A 25,150-nucleotide genomic window follows, 5' to 3' on the forward strand; every position below is an offset into this window, starting at 1 on the left:
TTTCAGATGCGTACCATTGTAGCCGCATGTGGCCCGCGCCGAAGATACAGTTGAACCCTGCAAACACGGTGCGGCTGTACTGCGCGCGCGGCAATACCTGCGATGCGGCACTCGCGATTTGTGCGCGCCTCGGCGATAATCGCGAGACACATCTTGCCACCTTGCCGCCACTCACCAACACCATGTCCTCACTCGCCCCCCGCTATCGCATCGGCCTCATCGCCAACCGTGCCCATCAGGATGCCCCCGACTCGGCGCTGGTCCAGTTGCTGACCGGCTCGCGCCACCGCATCGAAGCCTTGCAGCCCGAACTGATCGTGGTCGGGCGCACCCTCGACGCCATCGAGCAGATGCAGCTGCTGCCCGGCTATCGGCACCTGGTGCGCTTTCCGTATGGACGCCAGGGCGGCCTGATGAAGCTGGTCTCGCGTACGGTCGACCCCGATCCCGAGCGCACGCTCGATGCGGTGATCTACCTGATCGATCCGGTCGACCCCTCCTCGGCCTTTCCCGAGGCGGTGGCGCTGAAGCGCCAGTGCGTGATCCACGGCAAGCCTTTCCTGTCGACCCTGGCCGGCGCCCAGGAATGGTTCGAGCTGGAGTCGCTCGACACCGGCGCCGCGCCCGACTCGGCGCTCGACCATCGCTTCGACCTGAAGCAGGAGAGCATCGCCCTGATCGCCCACGATTCGATGAAGCAGCGCATGCTGGCGCTGGCCGAGAAGCACTTCGACCTGCTGGACCGCTTTGCGTTTCGCTGCGCCACCGGCACCACCGGCGGCCTGCTCAACGAACTGGCGGCCAAGATCAAGGGCGAGGCCGGCCGCAACTGGGTCAGGCCTTTCCTGTCGGGCCCGCTGGGGGGCGACGCCCAGATCGCCGAACTGATCCTGGAACGCCAGTGCCGACGCGTGCTGTTCCTGGAAGATCCACACGTGGCGCGCCAGCACGAAGCCGATATCCAGCTGCTCGAACGCGCCGCCCGCACCGTGACCGACTACGCTTCGTGCATGAGCGACGTCAAATGGGGCGACCGCTGGCTGTCGCTGATCGCCGCGCGTGCCGGATCAGGCCGGTGACGACACCTCCGTCGCCCGCCGATGGCCACCGGCGCGCACGGCTGCGCCGGCGCCTGGCCGCGCCGCTGATCTATCTAGTGGCATTGCTGCTGATGCTCGAAGAATGGCTGTGGGAAGTGACCCAGGCCGCGCTGGCCCGCATTCCCGCCTGGGGCTGGCTGGTGCGGTTGCAGCAGAAGGTGCAGCAGCTGCCGCCCTACGCCGCGCTGGCGGTATTCCTGGCGCCGACCTTATTGCTGTTGCCGGTCAAGCTGCTGGCCTTGCTGTCGATTGCGCATGGTCATCCGGGGCTGGGGCTGTTGATCATCGTCAGCGCCAAGCTGATGGGCACGGCGCTAGTGGCGCGGGTCTATGCACTGACCCGTCGCAGCCTGCTGGCGCTGGCGTGGTTTAGTCGCTGGCATGACAAGCTGCTCGCATTCAAGGACCGGATGATCGCGCAGTTGCACGCCTCTTCCGGATGGCGTGCCGCGCAGCGACTGGCGCTGGCCGTGCGTCGCTGGCGGGGTCAACTGTTCGGAACGCCATCGACTGGCGACACCCGTCCACCCCGCTTGCTGCGCCGCCTCGCCGCCCGCATGAAAAAACATCTGCGCAAGTTCGGATCGCATTAAAAAAGGGCCGCGGCAATGCCGGCGGCCCCTTCCCTATTCCCTGCGCAGGACGCGACTCAATCGTCGTCGTCGTCGTCGAGCCCGGCATCGGGGGGCGCCATCGAGACCGCCACCGAATGCCCCAGGCTATTGGATGAAATGCTGTTACCCCATTCGAAGGCAAACTTCTCGGCCTCGAAAAAATCGTCGGCCGACAACTGCAGCTCTTCCAGCAGGCGCTGCATCTCTTCCTGATTCTGCTCGACCTGCTCGGTGCATTCGACCAGCTTGAGCACGGTGCCATAGAACCCGGTGCGGCGCAGCAGCGCTTCGCGGATCTCGGTGCTGACGGTGATCTGGCGCAGCACGGTTTCCATGCTCATGCCGAACAGTGCATCGACCAGCGACATGATGCCGACCGTGAACGCCATCTCCGACATCTTGCGCCGGCCCGGACGAATCTTGGCCGCGATCAGCTCCAGCATCTTGCCGCGCGTCGCCGCCAGGATCATCAGGGGCGACAGCGCATTGCTGCGTTCGGTGTCGGTATTGGCGAATAACAGAATCTGCAGCCAGCGCTTGAGCTGGCGCCGTCCCAGCACGATCAGCGCCTGGCCCAGCGAATCGATGAACTTCTGGAAACCGTAGACGGGCGTATTGACCAGCCGCAGCAGCGTCAGCGACAGGGCCACGTCGCGCTTGATGTAGCGCACGATCTCGCCATTGTCGACATTGCGCACCAGCAGCGTGAGCAAGTGCATGATGACCACTTTCGAGGCTTCCAGCTTCTTGCCCTGAAGGATCATCGGCTTGGCAAAATAATAGCCCTGGAAATAATCGAAACCGAAGGTGATGCATTCGCGGAACTGCTCCACCGTCTCGACCTTCTCGGCCAGCAATTCCTTTTGCGCGCGCTTGAAGTGCACCGACAGCTTGAGCAACTTGCTGGGATCGACTTCCATCACGTCGATCTTGATGATCTTGATCATCGGCAGCAGTTGCTCGATCTCTTCCGATTCGGCCACCACATCGTCGAGCGCAAACACATAGCCCGCCTTGACCAGCTCGCGCACGCGCGCCACCAGTTCAGGCGTGACCCTGACCGTCTCGAGGATCTCGAGCACCACCTTGTCGGCCGGTAGAAAATAAACGAAGTCGCTCAGCAGCACCGCCGCGTCGACGTTGATGAAACCCTGCAGGTTGCCGATGACGTTGGCCAGGCCGAGTTCCGAGGCATGCGCGATCACCGCAGCGGTGGCGGTAACGTCATCCTTGACATTGGCCGGGCCGAAGGCGGCGCTGCGAAACAGCAGTTCGTAGCCGATCAGCTCTTGTTCACGATTGAGGATGGGTTGCCGTGCGAGGTAGAAGTCCAGCGCATGCTGCCCGGAGGAAGATGGTTGTGGCTGGTCAGTCATGAGCGATGTCGTTAAAACCCCAGGGCATGGCGATAGTTATTTATTCTCGGCAACGAAGTATTGTATGCCGTATCGGCACCGGTATTCGCATTTAAGAACGGCCGTGCTGTAAAAAAATCACACAAAGTCACCGCATTAACACGGTTACTTTGCGTCATGCCTCGCCCGCCTCCAGCACGAATTCGGCGCTGTCGTCGGTGCCCAGCGTTTGCACCAGCCAGGGCATGACCTCGCGCAGCATCGGCTCGAGCGTCCACGGCGGGTTGAGGATGAACATGCCGCTGTTGTGCAGCCCGAAACCATCCGGCGCCGGGCCATGAATGGCCAGCGTGACATTGAGCCAGCTCTTGGCGCCCAGGCGTTTCAGGCGCTCGGCCAGCTGGCGCGATTCGTTGCGCTGCAGGACCGGATACCAGACCGCATATACGCCGGTAGGAAAACGCACCAGCGCATCTTTCAGCACCTCGACCACGCGACCGTAATCGCGCTTGTCTTCATAGGGCGGGTCGATCAGCACCAGGCCGCGTCGCGAAGGCGGCGGCAGCAAGGCCTTGAGCCCGGCGAAACCGTCGGCGCGATACACCAGCACCCGCTTGCCGCGCGCACTCGGACGCTGGCCCTGGGCTTGCGCATGGGCGTCGAGCTTGCGGAAATTTTCTTCGAGGATCTTGACTTCGGACGGGTGCAGTTCGAACAGGCGCAGACGATCCTGGTCGCGCATGATCTTCTCGGCGCAATAGGGCGAACCCGGGTAGTAACGCAACTTGCCGCTGGGGTTGAGCGAGCGCACCAGGTCGACGTATTCCTTGACCGCCTCGGGCATGTCGCGCAGATTCCACAACGGCGCGATACCGGTTTCGTATTCGGCGTTCTTGCTGGCGTAATCGCCATCGAGCGCATACACACCGGCGCCGGCGTGGGTATCGATCACCATGTAGGCGGGGTCTTTCTGACCCAGGTAGCGCATCAATTGAATCACCACCATATGCTTCAGGACGTCGGCGTGATTGCCGGCATGGAAGGCGTGGCGGTAACTCAGCATGGAAATCTGCTCTTCAGAATAAAGGTGGGAAGGCGCACAGCGAACTTGACTGGCGCACGTTAGCGCAAGCACTGCAATAGCAAGTGGTTAACCGCAAAACGTTTGGCATTCTAGCAAGGATACGATACCAATAGGGTCACGCCTCCCGCATTTGTTACAAAGAAGCATCAGCCACCAGCCCGGTCGAGGCGGAAATAAGCATCCAGCAGTGATGTCTTGTAGACCACGCCCAGCAGTCGCGGATCGTCGACGCTGGCGATCACCGGCAGGCGCTCGCCCTGATGATCGAGAAACAATTGCAATGCCTCGCCGAGCGACATCTCGGGCGTCACCTCGTGCAGGAAATGCGGCCGCAGGAAGTCGCGCGCCGTGCGTCCTGCCGTCTCCTTGTGGTCAAGCAGCCAAGAGGTGATGTCCTGCAGCGCCACCACGCCCTGGTAGCGTCCGCCGTCGTCGATCACATAGGCATACTTGACCGGATACTTGAGGAACACCGCACTGACTTCTTCCAGGCTGGCGTCGTCGCGCAACACCGTCTCGGCCGGCCGGATCAGTTCGCTCATGTGCGTGCCGCGCAGGCGCAGGCGCTCCTCGGCGTCGCGATGGCGCTTGAGGGTGATGTCGTACATCGAGCGCCCGTCCAATCCGCGCGCCACCACATAGGCCACCACGCATGACAGCATCAACGGCAGCACCACCTGGTAACTCAGCGTCATCTCGAAGATCATCAGGATCGCCATCAGGGGCGCATTCGATGCCGCCGCCAGGAACGCGCCCATGCCCACCATGGCATAGGCGAACGGCTGCGACACATGCATCGGCAGCCAGGCCTGGGCGCCATCGCCGAACAGGAAACCGACCGCAGCGCCCACGAACAGCACCGGCGTGAAAATGCCGCCCACCGCGCCGGAACCAACCGTGATGGCGGTGGCGAGCACCTTGATCACCAGCACCATCAGCACCGTGTGCCATAACCAGTCGGTGTGCAGCAGCGAATTGACCAGGTCGTAGCCGTTACCCCAGACCTCGGGCACCTTGATCGAGATCAGCCCGACCAGCAAGCCGCCCACACCGAGGCGCACCGGCAACGGCATGCGCCAGCGGCCAAACACGGTCTTGCCGAATTCGAGCACCCGCAGGAACTGCGGCGCCAGCAACCCGGCCAGCACGCCCAGGATCACGAACAGCACTACCTCGAGGCCGGCAATCTCGGGGAAGAACGGCATCTCGTAGGCCGGGTGGTAGCCCGGCAATTCACGCATGGTGATGTTGGCCACCACCGACGCCACCACCACCGGCCCGAAGCTTTCCATGACCAGCGAGCCGAGCACGATCTCGGTGATGAAGAAGGCGCCCGCGATGGGTGCGTTGTAGGCCGAAGTGATGCCGGCTGCGGCGCCGCAGGCCACCAGCAGGCGCAAGCGCGAACTGGGGAAATGCGAGAACTTGCCCACCAGCGAGGCGCACAGCGCGGCCAGTTGCACCATCGGCCCTTCGCGACCGATCGAGCCACCGGAGGCGATCGTGGCCAGTGACGAAGCGCTGCGCAGCAAGGTATGGCGCACCGGAATGACGCCGTCGCCGATCGACACCGCTTCCATATAGTCGCCGCCGGGCCCGGCCGGCATGCGCCGGGCCCAGATCAGGAACAGTCCGGCGGCGATGCCGCCGCCGGCCGGCAGCGCTACCCGCAGATACCACGGCAGGCCCTTGGCGATCTCGACGAAGCTGCCGCTGTGTCCGGTCAACAGCGCCTGCAGCAAGCTGATGGCTTCGCGAAAGCCGACCGTCGCCAGCGCGCCGACAAAGCCGGCCAGCGCGCCCCACAGCAACATCGAATGGTTTTCCGAGACGCGGCAGGCATTGAGCACCCGCAGCCGATACCTGACCCACGAATCACGCATCGTCGGGGTTCCCTTCGATCGGATTCATCAACGCCCGCAACTGGGCCAGATCGGCCGCGATGCTGTTCTCCGCCTTCTTCTGCATGCGCCGATAGCGTGCCAGCACCGCGCTCCCGAATTCGGTCACGACTGCGCCGCCGCCGCGCGCGCCACCGGTGGCGGTGCTGACCAGCGGATGCGAAAAGCAGCTGTTCATTTCTTCGACCAGCAGCCACGCGCGGCGATACGACATGGCCATTTCGCGCGCAGCACCCGAGATCGATCCGCAGCGCTCGATGGCTTGCAGCAGGTCTGCCTTGCCGGGACCGAAGGCGATGGCGTCACCCTGCATAAGGCGGACCCTGATGGTCTTGGAAGAAGAAGTCACTTGGTCGGGTGGCATGGTGGTTGGCTAATATGCGCGTGATTGTACAAGGGCCGCCGCCCGCAGGCGACACACCTGGCGCACGCCGGCCACAGTACAGCCGGCGCCAGATTGACGCTCGTTATATCCTTGCGTATATTCCGATGCTTTCGCGGGGCGCGCTGACGCTCCCTTCCCTTGCCCAACCCAGGAAAATCAATGCGCATGTCTACCCGCCTGAAAACCCTCCTCGGCGCCGCCTTGCTGGTGTCAGCCGGCGCCGCCCAGGCCACCGACCTGGTGGTCTCTGCCGCCGCCAGCCTGACCAATGCCTTCAAGGAACTGTCCCAGTCCTTCGAGCAGCAGAACCCGGGCGTGAAAGTGATCACCAATTTCGGCGCCTCCGACATCCTGATGCAACAGATCGTGCGCGGCGCGCCGGCCGATGTCTTTGCCTCGGCCGACCAGACCGCGATGGACAAGGCCGTGGCCGAAAAGGCGGTCGATCCGGCCAGCCGCAAGAATTTTGCCGCCAACCAGATCGTCCTGATCGTGCCGCACGACAGCAAGCTGCAACCGGGCGCGCTGGCCGACCTCACCAAACCCGACTATCGTCGTATCGCGCTGGGCAACCCGGCCTCGGTGCCGTTCGGCCGCTATACCAAGACCGCGCTGGAACAGGCCGGCCTGTGGGCGCAGGTCTCGGCCAAGAGCGTGATGGCAGAAAACGTGCGCACCAGCCTCGACTACGTGGCGCGCGGCGAAGTCGACGCCGGCTTCGTGTTTGCCACCGACGCGGCGGTCATGCCCGACAAGGTCAAGGTCGCCGTACGCATCCCGTCCGACGCCCCCGCCACCTACCCCATCGCCCTGACTGCCGGCAGCCAGCAGAAGGAATTGGCCGCGAAGTTCGTCAGCCATGTGCTGTCGCCCGCCGGCCAGGCCGTGCTGGCGCGCTACGGCTTCCTCAAGCCCTGACCGCAGCACCATGCACCCGGTCTGGACGCCGCTGCTGCTCTCGCTCAAGGTCGCCGGCCTGGCGACCCTGCTCAATGCAGTGCTGGGGGTAGCGGCCGCCTATGGCCTGTCGCGCTGGCGCTCGCCCTGGCGCGACCTGGTCGATTCGGTGTTGACGCTGCCGCTGGTCTTGCCGCCGACCGTGCTGGGTTATTACCTGCTGGTGGTATTCGGCCGTCGCGGCGCCCTCGGCGCCTGGCTCGAAAGCTGGGGAATACAGTTAGTCTTCACCTGGCAAGGCGCGGTTGTGGCATCGACCATCGTCGCTTTTCCGCTGGTGCTGAAGGCGGCCCGCGCCGCTTTTGAAAACGTCGACCACCAACTCGAAAATGCCGCCCGCGTGCTGGGCGTGTCGGAAGCCGGCGTGTTCTTCCGGGTCAGCCTGCCGCTGGCCACGCGCGGCATTGCCGCCGGCGTCCTGCTGGCCTTTGCCCGCGCGCTGGGCGAGTTCGGCGCCACGCTGATGGTGGCCGGCAACCTGCCCGGCCGGACCCAGACGCTGTCGGTGGCCATCTATGAAGCAGTGCAGGCCGGCGACGACGGCGCGGCCACCATGCTGGTGATCATCACCTCGATCACGTGCGTGGCGGTGCTGATGCTGGCCGGCCGCCTAGTGCCGGATCGCTCGCAGTTGATCGTGCGCTGAAGTGCCATGACCATCGAACTCCAGATCAAGAAAACCCTGCATGCAGGTGAGCGCACGTTCGAGCTCGACGTCGCCTTCGCCGCCGACAGCCGTCGGGTGGTGCTGTATGGCCCCTCGGGATCGGGCAAGAGCCTGACCTTGAAGGCGGTCGCCGGATTGATGACGCCCGACGCCGGCCACATCAGGCTCGACGGTCGCGTGCTGTTCGACAGCGCGCAGCGGATCAACCTGCCCACGCAGCAGCGCAATGTGGCCTATCTGTTCCAGGACTACGCCTTGTTCCCGCACCTGACGGTGGCCCAGAACATTGCCTTCGGCCTGGCGCGCGGCTGCTTCAACCTGCGCCGGCCGGCCACCCATCAGGCGGTGCAGCAGTGGATTGCGGCGTTCGAACTGGAGGCCATCGTCGGCAGCTATCCGGCACAGATCTCGGGCGGCCAGCGCCAGCGCGTGGCACTGGCGCGGGCGCTGGTGTCGAACCCGGACATGCTGCTGCTGGACGAACCCTTCTCGGCGCTCGACCTGTCACTGCGCGAAAGGATGCGCCGTGAACTGTCCGAGCTGCAGCAGCGACTCGATGTGCCGATGCTGCTGATCACCCACGATCCGGCCGATGTCGAGGCCCTCGGCGAGGCCGTGTTCGAAGTGCGCGACGGGCGTATCAACAGCCTTCCCTAGACCCTGACAAAAAAAAGACCGCACCCTTTTGAGGTACGGTCTTCAAGCCTCGGGGGATTTCCCCTTTCGGTGCGCACCAACGCGCACCGGCTCATCACAACACATCACATTACGTCACATCGGTCAGGCAACCTTGCGCTGCTTTTCGTCGAAGAACTGCTCGTCCTCGGTCGAACCATGCAAGGCGGTAGTCGACGACTGGCCTTGCTGGATCGCCTGCGTGACCGCATCGAAGTAGCCGGTGCCGACTTCGCGCTGGTGCTTGACGGCGGTAAAGCCCTTTTCGGCGGCGGCGAATTCGGATTCCTGCAATTCGACGAAGGCCGACATCTGGCGCCGCGCATAACCATGCGCCAGGTTGAACATCGAATAATTCAGCGCATGGAAGCCGGCCAGCGTGATGAACTGGAACTTGTAGCCCATGGCGCCCAGTTCGCGCTGGAACCTGGCGATGGTGGTGTCGTCCAGGTTCTTCTTCCAGTTGAACGATGGCGAACAGTTATACGCCAGCAGCTTGCCGGGGAATTTGGCGTGGATGGCTTCGGCGAAGGTCTTGGCGAAGGCCAGGTCGGGCTTGCCGGTCTCGCACCAGACCATGTCGGCGTATTCGGCATAGGCCAGGCCACGCGAGACCGCCTGATCGATACCCGGGCAGGTCTTGTAGAAGCCTTCGACGGTGCGCTCGCCGGTGACGAAAGCGCGATCATTGTCGTCCACGTCGGAGGTCAACAAGTCAGCCGCTTCGGCATCGGTACGGGCGATGACCAGGGTCCGGGTCCCCATCACATCGGCTGCCAGTCGTGCGGCATTAAGCTTTTCGACGGCTTCGCGGGTCGGCACCAGCACCTTGCCACCCATGTGGCCGCACTTCTTGACCGACGCCAGTTGGTCCTCGAAGTGCACCCCGGCAGCGCCCGCCTCGATCATCGACTTCATCAGCTCGAAGGCGTTCAGCACGCCACCGAAACCGGCTTCGGCATCGGCCACGATGGGCGCGAAGAAATCGATGTCATCCTTGCCTTCGGACCACTGGATCTGGTCGGCCCGCGCAAAAGTGTTATTGATGCGCTTGACCACCATCGGCACCGAATTGGCCGGGTACAGCGACTGGTCGGGATACATCTCGCCGGCCAGGTTGGCATCCCCCGCCACTTGCCAGCCCGACAGGTAGATCGCCTTCAGGCCCGCCTTGACCTGCTGCATGGCCTGGTTGCCGGTCAGCGCGCCCAGCGCATTGACGAAGGGCTCGTTGTTGACCAGCGTCCACAACTTGTCGGCGCCGCGCTTGGCCAGCGAATGCTCGACCTGCACCGAGCCGCGCAGGCGCACCACGTCGGCGGCGGTGTAGTTGCGCTTGATGCCCTTCCAGCGCGGATTTTCTGCCCAATCCTTTTCGAGTGCCTGGATCTGCTGTTCACGTGTGCTCATGGTGATCTCCTTGATGGTCATGTTGAGTGGTTTGAAAACCGGTTAAAACCTGTGCTGCCATGACTTCATGTTAGGCCGACGTGTGCGCAGCAACAATGTCTTATATAAGATATAGGTAATTTTTTATTTCTAAATAAATCAAATACTTAAAACTTATTTTTTGCGATGCGGAACGAAATTTCTGGCAATGAAATATAAGTTTGGTGCTGTGCACGCGCCCTTTTCACATTACGAAATGAAAAATTCTCATCGTGAAATGGCGGCATGGTTGCGCACTTCCTGCAGCATCTTGCATAATAAAAGTAACAAAGGAGACCTGATGAGTTCGAGAGAAGACACGCTGGCGCTGTGGCGCCAGCAAGAGCAGGAAGTCCGGGCGCGCCTGGCGCCGGCGGGGGTATCGACCCTGGACGATCTCAAGGCTGGCAGCGGCATGGAGTTCCTGCAGCGCATCTGGGACGGCCTGCTGCCGTCGGTTCCCATCGGCGAGACGCTGGACTTCGTTCCCGTCGAGGGCGAACCGGGCCGCATCGTTTTTCAGGGCACGCCCGACAAGCGCCATTACAACCCGCTGGGCAGCGTCCATGGCGGCTATTTCTGCACCCTGCTGGATTCGGCGGTGGGTTGTGCGGTGCACTCGATGCTGCCCAAGGGGATGGGCTACACCACGCTCGAACTGAAGGTCAACCTGGTGCGCGCACTGACCGACAAGAGCGGCCCGGTGCGCGCAGAGGGCCGGGTGATCCAGGTGGGCAAGCAGGTCGGCATTGCCGAAGGCCGCATCGTCGACGTCGATGGCCGCCTGTACGCCCACGCCACCACGACCTGCCTGGTGTTCGCCCTGCCCTGAGCCCGGGCGACCGAAGCGGTCGACTTTCGTTCACAGGATTTGTTTTGCATGACATCCTGCATGTCAGTTGTTTAATGGAGCAAGAAGGCACAAAATGAGCGTCTAACTTATTGCCGGTCATCACGACCTCGATTCCATTCATGCATTACGCCCTGGACATCCGTACCTTCCTCTTCAGTCACTATTTCTATACTGGAGTACGGATCGCAATCGGGGTGGTCGGCCTGACCATGCTGGTCTACAACGTGGCCGACATGCAGACCACGATGACGGTTTTCCTGGGCGCCTTGTGCACCAGCCTGATGGACCTGCCCAGCCCGCTGCGGCACAAATTCAACGAAATGCTGGCCGGCGTGCTGCTGTGTACGCTGGTGATGCTGGTCATCAGCCTGTGCGCCCCGGTGCCATGGCTGGTCAGCGCGATGATGGTATTGGTTAGTTTTTTTGCCAGCATGATGGTGGTCTACGGCAAGAAGACCATGCCGCTGCAGTTTGCCGCGCTGATGGTAATGACGCTGTCGATGGAAAACCAGGTGCCGTTCGCGGCCGCCTTCCTGCACAGCGGCCTGTTTCTGTGCGGCGGCCTGGGCTACCTGGCGTATTCGATGGTGGTGTCGTGGTTCCTGCGCCGCCGCATCAAGCAACAGGTGCTGGCCGAAGCCCTGTTCGAACTGGCCCGCTACCTGCGCATCAAGGCCGACTTCTATGACGTGCGACGCGACCTTGCGGCCCAGTTCAATCAACTGGTGCGCCAGCAGATCGTGGTGGCCGACAAACAGCAGGCCTCACGCGACCTGATCCTGCGCGACCTGCATACCAAGCAGGACGGCCTGCTGGTGCAGGTTCACCTGTCGATGCTGGAGCTCTATGAGCAGGTGCTGTCGACCCACGCCGACTATGCCTACCTGCGCAATCACTTCGGCGATGGCGACGTAATGATCTTCCTGCGCGACCTGGCCAACAAGACCGCCGAAGACATCGAGTCGATCGCCTATGCCATCACCCGCAAGAAAGCCTCGACGCCGACCGTCAACTACAAGGCCGAGCTGCGTGCGATCCAGTTCGAGATGCACCAGATGCAGCAATCCGGCAAGGTGCCCGACGAGGCGCTCACCATCCTGCGCGTGACCTATAACAAGATCGGCGACATCATCGAACTGATCGGCCAGTTGCACCTGGCCACCCAGAACCCGGTCGATCCGCTGCCGATCCTGCCGGGGTCCGACATGACGCCATTCCTGACCCAGCAGAAGTTCAAGTTCAACATGCTGCTGGTCAACCTGCGCTGGCAGTCGCCGATCTTCCGCTTCGCCATCCGCGTGGCGCTGGCGGTGACCACGGGCCTGTGGATCGCCAGCCTGCTGCCCTACATGGCGCACGGCTACTGGATCGTGCTGACCATCGTCATCATCCTCAAACCCAACTTCAGCGCCACCAAGCAGCGCATGGCCGACCGCCTGATCGGCACCGTCATCGGCTGCCTGATCACGGCCCTGATCCTGCGCTTCGTCCACAATCCGATGGGCCTGATGGCGGTGCTGTTCGCCGCCAGCGTGGCCGCGCCCGCCTTCACCTACGTCAAGTACCGCTATACCGCGATTGCCGCCTCGGTGCAGATCCTGCTGCTGCTGAACCTGCTGCTGCCGGCCGATCACCAGGGCGTCATCAGCGAGCGCCTGATCGACACCATCATCGGGGTGGTGATCGCCACCATCTTCAGCTACGTGCTGCCGGCCTGGGAATATCGCGACCTGCCCAAGCTGCTGCACAACGTGCTCAAGTCGAGCCAGCGCTATCTCAATGCCAGCCGTGACATGCTGGAGGGACGGGTGAAGGACGATTTCTTCTACCGGGTATGCCGCAAGGGCTTCATGGACAACCTGTCGGCGCTGGTGTCGGCGCTGGTGCGGATGATGGACGAACCGGTCACCAAGCAGCGCGCGGTGCGTGAACTGAATCGCTTCATCGTGCAGAACTACCTGGTGGCGGCGCACATCGCGGCGCTGCGGCTGATGATGCGGCGGCACGTGGAAAACATTCCGGAGGGACCGGTCATCGGGCTCATCGAAAGCACCTACCGCGAAGCCAGCCAGCACCTGGATGAAGCCCAGCGCATCCTGGCGGCGCGCCCGAAGAAACGCGCCGCCGGCACTGCCGCGGCGACGCCCGAGCAGCCCGCCATCGGCGGCGAAGCCACCGAACTGGTCGGGCCGCTGCCGCCGCAGCCGGTGCCGCCCGAGGCCAGCGCCTGGTCCGGCTGGGCCAACCTGCAGCGGCGCACCAGCCTGCTCAACCAGGACCTGCGCGAGATCGTCGCGCAGACCACCACCATCGACAAGATACTGCGGCAGAAATAAGGCGGCGGCGTCCAGGCGACGGATTGACGAACAGGCAACAACTTCGAAAAATGCCTTACGATTGATAGCCCAAAAAGCTATAAAGCTATACTCTAGCTATATTCGGATGCATGAATGCGATCCGATGGACCTCAAAAGCAGCCCGACAGCTCAGAAAACTTGACCGGCAGATTCAGCGCAATGTCGTCGACGCAGTGAGCGCGCTAAGCCAGATGCCCGATTGCGCAAACGTCAAGGCCTTATCCGGACATGCATTCGAATACCGCTTACGCATCGGCGGCTACCGAGTGCTTTTCGACTGGTGCGGCAATGTCAGGATCGTGGATATTCAGGAGGTAAAAAAACGCGATGAACGCACTTACTAAATTCCAGACCATCGCTGGCCCCGACGGCAACCCGCTTTTCGTGGTCGTGCCGTATGACGAATTCATTCAACGTTATTGCAACAGCGAAGAACTGATCCCGCATGAAGTCATCGAGGCGAGCGTCGTACACGGCGCCACGCCCATCAAGGCCTGGCGCGAGCATCTGCGCTTGACGCAGGGCGATGTCGCGCAACGTCTCGGCATCTCGCAACCCGCCTATGCCAAGCAGGAAAACAGCGCCAGGCTGCGGCCGGCAACACTGGCAAGAATTGCGCGCGCCCTGGGGCTGAGCCTGGCGCAACTCGATTTCTGACGCCACGCCTGCGCGCCATCTTCCCTCAGACGGACAGCATCCGATGCAGGCGCTTCTGGTCGAACATGCGTGAGTCGGCCACGCGCAGCAAGGTCTCGACATCCAGACCATCTTCCGGATAGAGCGCCACGCCCACCGATGCATCGACCAGGTATTGATGACCGTCGCGGCCATCGATGGGACGGTTGACCGAATGCCGCAACTTGTCGGCGATGCTGCGTGCAGCGGCCATGTCGGACAGGCCATGCAGGTAGATAACGAACTCATCCCCGCCGAAGCGCGCCACGGCGTCATCGTGGCGCAAGCCCTTCTTGAGCCTGGCCGCAATCGTCACCAGCACCCGGTCGCCCTCGTCGTGACCATGTTCATCGTTGACGGCCTTGAAGCGGTCGAGGTCGATGAACAGCAAGGCAAACTGCAGCGGAACGGCTTCGGTCGCATTGCGCCGGCGAAAATCGATCTGGGCAATCAGCGAATCGCGGTTGAGCACGCTGGTCAGGCGATCGGTGCGCAGGTTGTGCTCCATCTCCTGGAAGCTCTGCGCCAACTGGCCGATTTCGTCATTGCGCTTGATATTGAGCGCCGGGAAAGGCCCGCCATCGCCGATGCTGCGGGCGGCCAGGGTGAGCTTGCGGATATCGCGCAAGACCCAACGCAGCAGCATGAAACCGATCACGAACGTCAGGCACACCGCCACCAGTCCCAGCAGCAAGGTCTGGTAGACGCCGCCGGTGACCGACCCGAGAAAGTCCGAGCGCGGCGCGGCGCTGATCGACAACCAGTCCAGGCCGGCCGCATCATGATGCAGGCGAAACGCCACTTCGACCTTGCGGCCGTCGCATTGCGCGCCCAGCAGCACCAGTTGCCCCGGCTGGACCTGGTTCGACGCCAGATAGAGGCGCACCTGGTCATAGGCTTCCTGCACCAGCCGCGATCGACTCTGCGACGCCAGCAAACGCACGAATTCGCCCGACTCGCCCTTGACCTCGTGCAGCGGCTCGCTGATCGACGAGGCAATCATCTCGCCCTTGAGTTCGGACACGAAGGCCACGCCATTGGGCCCCAGCGGCAGGTTCTGCAGGAACACGGTCAGGTGGCGCAGGCCGATGCTGCTATTGGCGACGCCCAGGAAAGTGCCGTCGACGTCGTACACCGGCTTGGACAGGTTGATGCCCAGGAACTTGAGCCGGAAATCGGTATAGACCGATGACCAGGTCTCGCGACCGCGCTCGACCGCCTGCAGGTACCACGGACGCTTGCGGGGTTCGTACTCCTGCTCGGCGGCGAGTTTCATCTCGGTGCCCGGTCCACGCAGGTAGTAGACATAATTTTTTCCGCCCGGCTCACGCACGCTGTACATGAACACGCTCGGGCTTTCCTGCTTGATCCCCAGGAAACTGCCGTCGACGCCACCGAAGTAGACATAGCTGGGATCGTCGAACAAGGCATTGGCCAGCCATAGCCGTTCTTCCAGGCGCTGGCGGTCCTTGGCGAACGGCAGCACGGCAGGAGGCAAGGCAGGATCGAGCGAGGGCACAGGCGGCGGCGCCACCACATTGAGGCTTTCACGCGCCGACAATGTCTGGCGGTCGATGGCCTGATTTACGCGCCCCATGATTTCCATGAGCGCGTTGCGGGCCAGGACCTCGGTGGCATCGTCGCCGGCGCGATAGAGGAACCATCCTATCGTCAGCGCCAGGCATACCATCAGGAACACGAACGGCAAGATGAAAAGCCGCTGCAGGGACGATCGTTTCAGAATCGCCCCCTGTTTCCCACGCTGCTAACGAATTTCCCCATGTTTCCCCGGCCGACGTGCATCTTGATAAGCAGTACGGCGTGGCATGAAGCTCTTGCGCCGGTGATCTGTTTTTGCCAAGCAGGCATTTTATGCGAAAACCACCGCAATCCTGCCTATCGGGACAACACACAGACGATCGGACTGCTTGGCTACTGCTTAGTAAATATCACAGTCGTCGCATTATCGGACAAGTTTTTTTCAGCCAACGGGATGATCTGCTGCGCGGCAGTAACAGATTGCCGCAGGGAATTATGAAAAAGACAACAAAACCTAAAGAAAACGGCGGCCACGCCCTGCTCGGGGTGGCCGCCGTTATGACTCACTGCGTCTAAACAATCAAACCTGGTGCGTAAAACTCAACTGGCCGTTCTCGACGCCCACATGGACCACGTCCTTGGGCCCGAACTTGCCGGCCAGGATCGCCTTCGACAACGGGTTCTCGATCTCCTGCTGGATCGCACGCTTCAGCGGCCGCGCGCCATACACCGGATCGAAACCGGCTTCGGCGATCTTCTGCAGGCCGGCATCGCTGATCTGCAAACCGATCTCCAGCTTGGCCAGGCGTTGCTCGAGGATGCGCAACTGGATCTTGGCGATGGCGCCGATGTTCTTCGCGTCCAGCGCATGGAACACCACCAGTTCATCGACCCGGTTGATGAACTCCGGCCGGAAGTGGGTCCGCACCTCGGCCATCACCGCCAGCTTGACCAGCGCCGGATCGCTGCCTTCCATCGACTGGATCTTGTGCGACCCGAGATTGGAGGTCATCACGATCACCGTATTCTTGAAGTCGACGGTACGGCCCTGGCCATCTGTCATGCGGCCATCGTCGAGCACCTGCAGCAACACATTGAACACGTCCGGATGGGCCTTTTCGATTTCATCGAGCAGGATCACGCTATAAGGCTTGCGCCGTACCGCCTCGGTCAGGTGACCACCCTCTTCATAGCCGACGTAACCCGGGGGCGCCCCGATCAGGCGCGCCACCGAGTGCTTCTCCATGAATTCACTCATGTCGATGCGAATGATCGCGTCTTCGGTATCGAACAGGTACGACGCCAGGGTCTTGCACAGCTCGGTCTTGCCCACGCCGGTGGGGCCCAGGAACATGAACGAACCATACGGCTTGCTGGGGTCGCCCAGGCCTGCACGCGAACGGCGGATGGCGTCCGAGACGGCGACGATGGCTTCATCCTGGCCGACCACGCGCTCGTGCAGCACGTCTTCCATGTGCAGCAACTTCTCGCGCTCACCCTGCATCATGCGCGAAACCGGGATGCCGGTGGCGCGAGCCACGATCTCGGCGATCTCTTCGGCGCCCACCTGGGTCCGCACCAGACGTGGCTTCTCGGCGGCCACGCCAGCCTCGTCCTTCTTGTTCTGCACTTCAAGCGCGGCTTCGAGCTCGGCCAGCTTGCCGTACTTCAGTTCGGACACTTTCTGCCAGTCGCTCTTGCGGGTCGCCTCTTCCATCTGCAGGCGCACTTTTTCAATCTCTTCGCGCAGTTGCTGGCCGCCTTGCGCGGTCGACTTCTCGGCCTTCCAGATTTCTTCCAGGTCGGCATACTCGCGCTCGAGCCGGGTGATCTCTTCCTCGATCAGTTGCAGCCGTTTCTGCGATGCCTCGTCCTTCTCGCGCTTGACCGCCTCGCGCTCGATCTTCAACTGGATCAGGCGTCGGTCCAGCTTGTCCATCACTTCCGGCTTGGAGTCGATCTCGATCTTGATCTTGGCGGCGGCCTCATCGATCAGGTCGATGGCCTTGTCCGGCAGGAAACGATCGGTGATGTAGCGATGCGACAACTCGGCCGCCGCCACGATGGCGGGGTCGGTGATGTCGACACCATGGTGCACCTCGTATTTTTCCTGCAGCCCGCGCAGGATGGCGATGGTCGCCTCCACGCTCGGTTCATCGACCAGGATCTTCTGGAAGCGCCGTTCCAGCGCCGCATCCTTCTCGATGTACTGGCGATATTCGTCCAGCGTGGTCGCGCCCACGCAGTGCAGCTCGCCCCGCGCCAGTGCCGGCTTCAACATGTTGCCGGCATCCATTGCGCCTTCGCCCTTGCCGGCCCCGACCATGGTGTGCAATTCGTCGATGAAGACGATGGTCTGGCCTTCGTCCTGGGCGATTTCCTTGAGGACCGACTTGAGACGCTCTTCGAACTCGCCGCGATACTTGGCGCCGGCCAGCAAGGCTGCCATGTCCAGCGACAGCACTCGCTTGGACTTGAGGCTGTCGGGCACTTCGCCGTTGACGATGCGCTGGGCCAGGCCTTCGACGATGGCGGTCTTGCCCACGCCGGGCTCGCCGATCAGCACCGGGTTGTTCTTGCTGCGCCGTTGCAGCACCTGGATCGCACGCCGGATTTCATCGTCGCGGCCGATCACCGGATCGAGCTTGCCGGCGCGGGCGCGCTCGGTCAGGTCCAGCGTGTATTTCTTGAGGGCTTCGCGTTGTCCCTCGTCCTGCTGGGACGACACCGATGCCCCGCCGCGCACGGCAGTGATGGCCGCTTCCAGCGACTTGCGGCTGAGGCCGTTCTCGCGTGCGGCGCGGCCAGCGTCGGACTTGTCATCGGCCAGGCCGAGCAGCACCATCTCGCTGGCCACGAACTGGTCGCCATGTTTTTGTGCTTCCTTGTCGGCCAGGTTCAGCAACGCCACCAGCTCGCGCCCCACCTGCACTTCGCCGCCGTTGCCGGAAACCTGCGGCAGGCGCTGCGCGGCCGCCTGCAAGGCAGTCGCCAGGCCGTTCACGTTGACCCCGGCGCGCTGCAGCAACGAGCGCGCGCCGCCGCCGTCCTGATTCAGCAGGGCAATGATGAGGTGGACCGGATCGATATATTGATTGTCACGGCCGACCGCCTGCGATTGGGCGTCGGCCAGTGCTTCCTGCAATTTGGTAGTCAGTTTGTCGAGACGCATGATGGGCTCCGATTTTTCAATGAATAGAAAATTGGGCCGGCGATTTGAATTTCAAGCAAGGACGATTGACCCAGATCAGGTTTTGCCACCCTTGCCAGATCGGCCATCTGCCTCAGGACATGCCGTCCTGCGCGGTAGCGACGCCCGCCAGCTCTTCGCGCAGGGAGCCGATGCGTTCCAGCGCCAGGTGGTCTTCCTGCAGCGCCTTGTCCACGCTTTCATGCATCCAGTCGACCCAGGTGCTGATCTTGGCGTCGAGATACTGGCGCGACGGATACAGCGCGTACACGCCCATCTGCTGCATGCGATGCTGCGGCAGCACGCGCGCGATGGTGCCGGCGCGCAACGGATCCACTGCCGAATAGATGGGCAGCACGCCGATGCCCATGCCCTCGCGAATGGCCACCAGCATCGCCTCGGCCACATTGACCTGGAAATGACTCTTGACGCCGATGGTGCTGGTGCCGTCGACGCCTTCGATCACCCATTCGTCCAGCGGCGACACGGGGCTGACCAGTTGCAGGCAGGCATGATTGAGCAGATCGGCCGGTTTTTGCGGCGCGCCGTATTTATCGAGATAGGCCGGTGACGCGCACAGCATGCTGTAGGTCACGCCCAGCTGGCGAAAGATCAAGCCCGAATCGGGCAACTCGCGCGCCAGCACCAGCGACACGTCATAGCCTTCTTCGAGCATGTCGGGAATGCGCTGCGCCAGGGTCAACTCGATGGTGACATCGGGATAACGCTTGCGGTAGTTCGAAATGGCGGGAATCACGTAGCGCTGGCCGAAACTGGTCATGGCGTGAATGCGCAGGCGACCAGAGGGCTTGACGTAGGCCGCGCTCGCTTCGGCTTCCGCTTCTTCGACGTACGACATGATCTGCTGGCAACGCAGCAGGTAGCGCTCGCCGGCTTCGGTCAGCGCCAGGCGACGCGTGGTGCGGTTCAACAGGCGGGTGCGCAGATGGCGCTCGAGATCGGCCACGGCGCGCGATACGTGCGCCGTGGTCAGTTCCATCTGCTGGGCAGCCAGGGTAAAACTGCCAGCATCGACCACGCGCACGAAGACGCGCATGTTTTGCAGGGTATCCATTGTGTTCCTATGCGGTGTCCTGCCAATTGCGAGCACGCGTGCTGAAGAGGTACGATGGCTCGCGTTTGACGCGTTGGCGGATGTCAGCATTGTGTCTGAAAAACGGACAATGATTATTGCAATTCAAGATATAAACCATTGCGAATAGGCCAATTTTTCGAATGATAATTACAAAATACAATAGAGACCATCTGATATTTGCATAATTTTAGGTAATACGATGATCCGCCCTTCTCTCCATTCTCTGCCCGCTCTGTGTGTCATTGCGCTGTCGCTGACAATCGCCGGCTGCGCCGATCAGGGCGGCATCAAGCCTGAGGCGCAAGTGCGCTCCAGCGCCACCTTCGATGTCGGCCAGGCGATCAGCCAGGCCGGCGCCGAAGCCGGCTGGCCGCAGCGCGCCTGGTGGCAGGCTTATCGCGATGCCCAGCTCGATTCCCTGGTGAGCCGCGCCGTGGCCAGCAACCCCAGCATGGCCATCGCTGCGGCGCGCGTGCGTCAGGCCCAGGGCATGGCGGTGTCGGCCCACGCCGGCGAGCTGCCATCGGCCCAGCTGGACGCGTCCATCGGCCGCAAGGACTGGTCGGACAACGTCTACTACGGCGCCGCCTTTCGCGACAAGCTGACCTGGAACAACACCGCCACCCTGAGCCTGTCGTACAACGTCGACCTGTGGGATCGCAACAAGAACACCACGCTGCGCGCCGAGGACGAACTGCGGGCCGTGGCCGCCGATGGCCGCGCCGCCCAGCTCGAACTGGAAAGCAATGTGGTGCGCACCTATGTCCAGCTGGCGCTGCAATATGGCCTGCTCGACAACACCGAGGCCATGCTCAGGGAAGAGCAGAAGATCGTCGACCTGGCGCATCGCCGCTTCAACGGCGGCATCGGCACCCAGCTCGAGATCACCCAGGCCGAAGGATCGTTGCCGGAGACCCGGCGCCAGATCGAGGCCTTGCATGAAAATATCGCGCTGATCCGCAACCAGCTCGCCGCGCTGCTGGGCGAAGGGCCGGGCGCCGGCGACGGCATCACTCGCCCGCAACTGGTGCTGGATGCGCCGATCGGCCTGCCCAGCGCGCTGCCGGCCGAACTGGTGGGCCGTCGCCCCGACATCAGCGCTGCGCGCTGGCGGGTGCAGGCCGCCGGCCGTGGCATCGCCGTGGCCAAGGCGGCGTTCTATCCCAATATCAACCTGATGGCAGGGATCGGCCCGGCCGCCGCCGGCGGCGGCCTGTTTTCATTCCTCAGCGCGCCCAATGTCCAGACCAGTTACGGCCCGGCCATCTCGCTGCCGATCTTCGAAGGCGGCCGCCTGCGTGGTCAGCTGGCCGCGACCACGGCAGGCTACGACCTCGAAGTCGAGCATTACAACCAGTTGCTGGCGCAGGCGCTCAAGGGTATTTCTGACCAGGTCGTGACCCTGCAATCGGTGCAACGGCAACAGCGCCAGGCCAGCGAGTCGATCGCCGCCGCGCAAAAGAGCGTGGACATCTCGACCCGCGCTTACCAACGCGGCCTGACCGATTACCTCAACGTGTTGCATGCGCAGACCCAATGGCTGCGCCAGCAACAGATCGCGCAACAATTGCAGGCGCAGCGCCTGGCCGCCTACGCGACGTTGACGGCGGCACTCGGGGGCGGGCTTGAGTCAGGGCCCGCAGCCGGTGCAGCGACCGGAACCGACGCGCCATGAACCGCCCGGCCGACACCCCGGCGTTGAGCGTGCAGCTGCGCGAGGCTGGCGCCGACTGGTGGCACAACGAGCGCCCGACCTGGATCTACGTCTTCAAGATGGTCTTTGCCGGCCTGCTGGCGCTGGGCATCGGCTACGGACTCGACCTGCAATCGCCACGTTCGGCGTTGATCACGGTGTTCATCGTGATGCAGCCGCAGAGCGGCATGATCCTGGCCAAGAGCTTCTACCGCGTGATCGGCACCCTGATCGGGTCGGCCGCGGTGGTGGTGTTCGTGGGCCTGTTTGCGCAGACCCCCGAACTGTTCCTGATCGCCTCGGCGCTATGGATCGGCCTGTGCACGGTGGGCTCGGCGCACAATCGCAACTTCCGCTCGTACGGTTTCGTGCTGTCAGGGTATACGGTCGCGCTGATCGGCTTGCCGGCCGCGCTCAACCCCGGCACCACCTTCGATTCGGTGATCACCCGCGTCACCGAGATCACGGTCGGCATCGTGTGCGCCGGGCTGGTCAGCGCGCTGGTGTTTCCCCAGGCCAGCGCGCCCGGCCTGGTGCGCGTGATCCGTGGCCGCTTCACCGCCTTCGTCGACCTGATCGGCGCCACGCTGGGCGGCAACACCGACCGCAAGCAGCTGGAAGCCACCAATGCCCGCTTCGTGGGTGACATCATCGGCCTGGAAGCGCTGCGCAGCTCGGCCATCTTCGAGGATCCCGAAATTCGCCTGCGCAGTGGCCGCCTGAGTCGCATGAACAGCGAATTCATGGCGCTGTCGACGCGGGTGCATGCGCTGCACCAGTTGTTGAACCGGTTGCACGCCAACCCGGCGCCAGGCGCGAAAATCGTCATCGATGCGCTCTCGCCCTATTTCCGCGAAGTGCAACCGCTGCTCACCCGCAGCAGTGGCGAACCCGTCATGAGCGCGGTCGATGCCGCCGATGCCGGCCTCAAGCTCGAAGAATACAAGCGCGAGCTGCCACGCCGGGTGCGCGCCACCCGCGATGCGCTGCCAGCCGACAGCGACAGCGTCATGCTCGACTTCGATACCGCCTCCGAACTGCTGTATCGGGTCATCGACGACCTGCACGCCTATACCCTGACCTACGCCTCGCTGAACCAGCGCCAGCACGAACGCGAACAGTGGGACCATGCCTACACCGCCAAGACCAGCATGACCACCGCGCTCATCGCCGGCGCCCGCGCGGCCGTCACCCTGCTGTTGCTGTCGGCTTTCTGGATCCTGAGCGGCTGGCCCAGCGGCGACGTCGCCGCCCTCAATGCGGCGGCCTTCTGCGCCATCACCTCGGCCGCGCCGGACCCGGCCAAGGCGACCCGCACGGTGGCCATCGGCGTGGTGTTCGCCGCCATCGCCGGCTATATCTACACCTTCCACCTGCTGCCGCGCATCGACGGCTACTGGATGCTGGCGGCGATGCTGAGCCCGGTGCTGATGCTGGCGGTGCTGCTGACGACCAAACCCAAGTGGGCCGGCTATGGCCTCGGCATCTGCATCTTCTTTCCGTTCCTGGCGGTGCCGGACAACTTCGCCCACTTCAACGCCGCCGGTTATATCAACGAATCGATTGCCCTGCTGGTGTCGCTGATCGTTACCGCCATCGCCTTCATGCTGCTGCTGCCGCCTACCACCGACTGGACCGTGCGGGTGCTGGAGCGCCAGTTGCGCAAGCAGGTGGTGGATGCCTGCTTCGGCAAGCTGGCGCACCTGGCGCTGAAGTTCGAGAGCGGCACCCGCGACCTGATGCACCAGATCACCATCCTCACCAGCAGCCGCCCGGCGCTGCGCCAGAGCGCCTTCGGCTGGACCTTTGCCACGCTCGAGATCGGCCACGCCATCATCGAGCTGCGCACCGAACTCAATGGCATCCGCCGTGAACAGCCCGACCTGCTGCCGCCTGCCGCCTACGCAGCGCTGGACGGGCTGCGCGAGACCATCCCGGCGCTGTTCGCCCGTCCCACCCCGGCCACGCTGGCGGCGGCCCTGGCCGCCAACGATCATGCCATCGGCCAGATCCAGCAAGCGATCGGACCGCACTATCGGGAACGCACCGAGCGGCATCGCCTGCAACGCACCTTGAGTTACCTGCATTTCATCCGCACCGCCCTGCTCGACCCGCAATCGCCGCTGCAACCGATGCACGCCGCCGGCGACAGCAGCAATCCAACGCCATCCGGAGCCCGCCATGCCACGTGAGATTTCATTCTTCGACGCCTACATCCCGACCCTGCTGCTGCTGGTGCTGGTGGCAGGCGCCCTGGCGCTGGTGGCCGACCGCCTGCTGGTGCGCATCGGGCTCTACAGCCTGGTGTGGCATCCGGCGCTGTTCCGGGTAAGCCTGTTCGTCTGCCTGGCTGCATTGCTGGGACTGTATGTCTATGCCTAGCGGCCACGCCTTTCGCGCCTATCAATAACAAGCAACACACCAAGATCAAGAAACACTACGGAGTTACCATCATGTCGGTCAAATCGATACTTCGCGTCAGCATTACCCTGCTGATTTTCCTGCTGGCCATTTTCCTGGCCTGGAGCCTGTGGCAGCACTACATGGTGTCGCCCTGGACCCGTGACGGCCGGGTACGCGCCGATGTGGTCAACATCGCACCGGACGTCTCGGGCCAGGTGGTGGCCCTGCCGGTGCGCGACAACCAGCAGGTCAAGAAAGGCGACCTGCTGATGGAAATCGATCCGGCGCGCTACCAGCTGGCGCTGCAACAGGCCGATGCCGCCGTCGCCGCCCGCAGTGCCGAACTCGACGTGCGCCGGGCCGATGTCGACGCCCGTCGCTCCGATCTGAACATGCGCCGCGCCCAGGCCCGCCGGCGTGCCGACATGGATGCCCTGGTGGTCTCGCGCGAAGCGCGTGAAGACGCCGGCAGCCAGGTCACTTCGGCCGATGCCCAGATGCAGGCGGCGCAGGCGCAGTTGAAATCGGCCCAGGCCCAGTACCAGGCGGCCGTGGCGCAGCGCGATACCGCCCGACTGAACCTGGAACGCACCAAGGTCATCGCCCCGGTGGACGGCTACATCACCAACCTGAACGTGCGCAGCGGCGACTACGCCACCGCTGGCGCGGCCAAGATCGCCATCATCGACAGCAACTCGTTCTGGGTCTATGCCTACTTCGAAGAAACCAAGCTGCCGTTGCTGGCCATCGGCGACCGCGCAAGCATCCAGCTGATCAATGGCGCCACCCTGAGCGGCCACGTCGACAGCATCGCGCGCGGCATCTATGACCGCGACAATCCGCAAAGCCGTGAATTGATCGCCGACGTCAACCCGACCTTCAACTGGGTCCGCCTGGCACAGCGCATTCCGGTACGCATCCATCTCGACGAAGTGCCGCCATCGGTGCTGCTGGCGTCCGGCCTGACCTGCACGGTGGTGCTGCAACCGGGCAGCGGCCAGAAAAAAGTGGCCCCGAGCGCCACCCGATAAGTCTCACGCCCCTTCTTTCGATGGCGACCTGCGGGTCGCCATTTTCATTTTCGGCACCCGCGCTCATCGGGCTTCATTGAACTTCATCGAATTTCAGCTTATACAAGACATATTGCAGCACTGATTTTTCAATCGAAAACAATAATG

Annotated in this window: 21 protein-coding genes; 13 read left to right on the forward strand and 8 right to left on the reverse strand. The window is 63.0% G+C overall.

What is annotated here, in order from left to right; translation table 11 throughout:
* The first annotated feature begins 182 nt into the window (after positions 1–182).
* On the forward strand, positions 183–1,079 hold the full coding sequence (locus tag LBW87_RS00115) for a methylglyoxal synthase (RefSeq protein WP_225199416.1): 897 nt from the start codon (positions 183–185) through the stop codon (positions 1,077–1,079).
* Positions 1,076–1,693: a hypothetical protein gene (locus LBW87_RS00120; protein ID WP_225199417.1), complete on the forward strand. Its 618-nt coding sequence runs from the start codon at positions 1,076–1,078 to the stop codon at positions 1,691–1,693. Before LBW87_RS00115 ends, LBW87_RS00120 begins: the two co-directional genes overlap by 4 nt.
* Before the next feature lie 56 nt (positions 1,694–1,749).
* Here the strand turns inward: LBW87_RS00120 and LBW87_RS00125 are convergent, their stop codons facing one another.
* The 4 genes from LBW87_RS00125 to LBW87_RS00140 form a co-directional block, all read right to left on the reverse strand.
* A complete protein-coding gene (locus tag LBW87_RS00125) occupies positions 1,750–3,090 on the reverse strand; it encodes an EAL and HDOD domain-containing protein (RefSeq protein ID WP_225199418.1) in 1,341 nt (446 codons plus the stop codon).
* Between the two features lie 154 nt (positions 3,091–3,244).
* Positions 3,245–4,132, reverse strand: a complete 888-nt coding sequence (locus tag LBW87_RS00130) for a 23S rRNA (adenine(2030)-N(6))-methyltransferase RlmJ (protein ID WP_225199419.1) — start codon at positions 4,130–4,132, stop codon at positions 3,245–3,247.
* A 167-nt stretch (positions 4,133–4,299) separates the two neighbouring features.
* Positions 4,300–6,036, reverse strand: a complete 1,737-nt coding sequence (locus tag LBW87_RS00135; protein WP_225199420.1) for a ClcB-like voltage-gated chloride channel protein — start codon at positions 6,034–6,036, stop codon at positions 4,300–4,302.
* Entirely contained in the window at positions 6,029–6,418 is a 390-nt protein-coding gene (locus tag LBW87_RS00140; RefSeq protein WP_225199421.1) for a winged helix-turn-helix domain-containing protein, read from the reverse strand. The genes LBW87_RS00135 and LBW87_RS00140 overlap by 8 nt, the downstream gene beginning before the upstream one ends.
* A 180-nt stretch (positions 6,419–6,598) precedes the next feature.
* Here LBW87_RS00140 and modA point away from each other — a divergent pair, with 180 nt between their 5' ends.
* Genes modA through LBW87_RS00155 form a run of 3 tightly spaced genes read left to right on the forward strand, consistent with a single transcriptional unit; the run spans position 6,599 to position 8,720 of the window.
* Positions 6,599–7,357, forward strand: a complete 759-nt coding sequence (gene modA / locus LBW87_RS00145; protein WP_225199422.1) for a molybdate ABC transporter substrate-binding protein — start codon at positions 6,599–6,601, stop codon at positions 7,355–7,357.
* Positions 7,358–7,367: 10 nt separating this feature from the next.
* Positions 7,368–8,042, forward strand: coding sequence for a molybdate ABC transporter permease subunit (gene modB, locus LBW87_RS00150; RefSeq protein ID WP_225199423.1), 675 nt, complete (start codon positions 7,368–7,370; stop codon positions 8,040–8,042).
* 6 nt (positions 8,043–8,048) lie between these two features.
* Positions 8,049–8,720 (forward strand): ATP-binding cassette domain-containing protein, encoded by a 672-nt coding sequence (locus tag LBW87_RS00155; RefSeq protein WP_225199424.1) that lies wholly within the window; start codon positions 8,049–8,051, stop codon positions 8,718–8,720.
* 123 nt (positions 8,721–8,843) lie between these two features.
* Here LBW87_RS00155 and aceA read toward each other — a convergent pair whose 3' ends face one another.
* Positions 8,844–10,148, reverse strand: a complete 1,305-nt coding sequence (gene aceA / locus LBW87_RS00160) for an isocitrate lyase (RefSeq protein ID WP_225199425.1) — start codon at positions 10,146–10,148, stop codon at positions 8,844–8,846.
* Between the two features lie 319 nt (positions 10,149–10,467).
* Here aceA and LBW87_RS00165 point away from each other — a divergent pair, with 319 nt between their 5' ends.
* From LBW87_RS00165 to LBW87_RS00180, 4 genes are all read left to right on the forward strand, one after another.
* Positions 10,468–10,998, forward strand: a complete 531-nt coding sequence (locus tag LBW87_RS00165) for a PaaI family thioesterase (protein WP_225199426.1) — start codon at positions 10,468–10,470, stop codon at positions 10,996–10,998.
* A gap of 140 nt (positions 10,999–11,138) precedes the next feature.
* On the forward strand, positions 11,139–13,355 hold the full coding sequence (locus tag LBW87_RS00170) for an FUSC family membrane protein (protein WP_225199427.1): 2,217 nt from the start codon (positions 11,139–11,141) through the stop codon (positions 13,353–13,355).
* Between the two features lie 110 nt (positions 13,356–13,465).
* Positions 13,466–13,720, forward strand: coding sequence for a type II toxin-antitoxin system RelE family toxin (locus LBW87_RS00175; RefSeq protein ID WP_225199428.1), 255 nt, complete (start codon positions 13,466–13,468; stop codon positions 13,718–13,720).
* Complete coding sequence (locus LBW87_RS00180; RefSeq protein ID WP_225199429.1) at positions 13,704–14,033, forward strand: helix-turn-helix domain-containing protein; 330 nt, start codon at positions 13,704–13,706, stop codon at positions 14,031–14,033. Before LBW87_RS00175 ends, LBW87_RS00180 begins: the two co-directional genes overlap by 17 nt.
* Before the next feature lie 25 nt (positions 14,034–14,058).
* Here the strand turns inward: LBW87_RS00180 and LBW87_RS00185 are convergent, their stop codons facing one another.
* The 3 genes from LBW87_RS00185 to LBW87_RS00195 all read right to left on the reverse strand — a co-directional run bounded on the left by LBW87_RS00185 (position 14,059) and on the right by LBW87_RS00195 (position 19,855).
* Positions 14,059–15,741: a sensor domain-containing diguanylate cyclase gene (locus tag LBW87_RS00185; protein ID WP_225200311.1), complete on the reverse strand. Its 1,683-nt coding sequence runs from the start codon at positions 15,739–15,741 to the stop codon at positions 14,059–14,061.
* 429 nt (positions 15,742–16,170) lie between these two features.
* The gene (gene clpB, locus LBW87_RS00190) at positions 16,171–18,762 is read right to left on the reverse strand and encodes an ATP-dependent chaperone ClpB (protein ID WP_225199430.1); all 2,592 of its coding nucleotides are present in this window, start codon (positions 18,760–18,762) and stop codon (positions 16,171–16,173) included.
* Positions 18,763–18,874: 112 nt separating this feature from the next.
* Positions 18,875–19,855, reverse strand: a complete 981-nt coding sequence (locus tag LBW87_RS00195) for a LysR family transcriptional regulator (RefSeq protein WP_225199431.1) — start codon at positions 19,853–19,855, stop codon at positions 18,875–18,877.
* Between the two features lie 220 nt (positions 19,856–20,075).
* Between LBW87_RS00195 and LBW87_RS00200 the strand changes: the two genes are divergently transcribed.
* The 4 genes from LBW87_RS00200 (at position 20,076) to LBW87_RS00215 (ending at position 25,003) form a co-directional block, all read left to right on the forward strand.
* Entirely contained in the window at positions 20,076–21,551 is a 1,476-nt protein-coding gene (locus tag LBW87_RS00200) for an efflux transporter outer membrane subunit (protein ID WP_225199432.1), read from the forward strand.
* Positions 21,548–23,761 carry an FUSC family protein gene (locus tag LBW87_RS00205; RefSeq protein WP_225199433.1) on the forward strand — a complete coding sequence of 738 codons (2,214 nt, stop codon included), beginning with the start codon at positions 21,548–21,550 and terminating at the stop codon, positions 23,759–23,761. The genes LBW87_RS00200 and LBW87_RS00205 overlap by 4 nt, the downstream gene beginning before the upstream one ends.
* The gene (locus LBW87_RS00210; RefSeq protein WP_225199434.1) at positions 23,751–23,951 is read left to right on the forward strand and encodes a DUF1656 domain-containing protein; all 201 of its coding nucleotides are present in this window, start codon (positions 23,751–23,753) and stop codon (positions 23,949–23,951) included. Before LBW87_RS00205 ends, LBW87_RS00210 begins: the two co-directional genes overlap by 11 nt.
* Before the next feature lie 71 nt (positions 23,952–24,022).
* The gene (locus tag LBW87_RS00215; protein WP_225199435.1) at positions 24,023–25,003 is read left to right on the forward strand and encodes an HlyD family secretion protein; all 981 of its coding nucleotides are present in this window, start codon (positions 24,023–24,025) and stop codon (positions 25,001–25,003) included.
* Positions 25,004–25,150 lie beyond the last annotated feature (147 nt).

Origin of the sequence: Herbaspirillum sp. alder98 (assembly GCF_020179755.1) — a bacterium.
Taxonomy (GTDB): Bacteria; Pseudomonadota; Gammaproteobacteria; order Burkholderiales; family Burkholderiaceae_D; genus Herbaspirillum.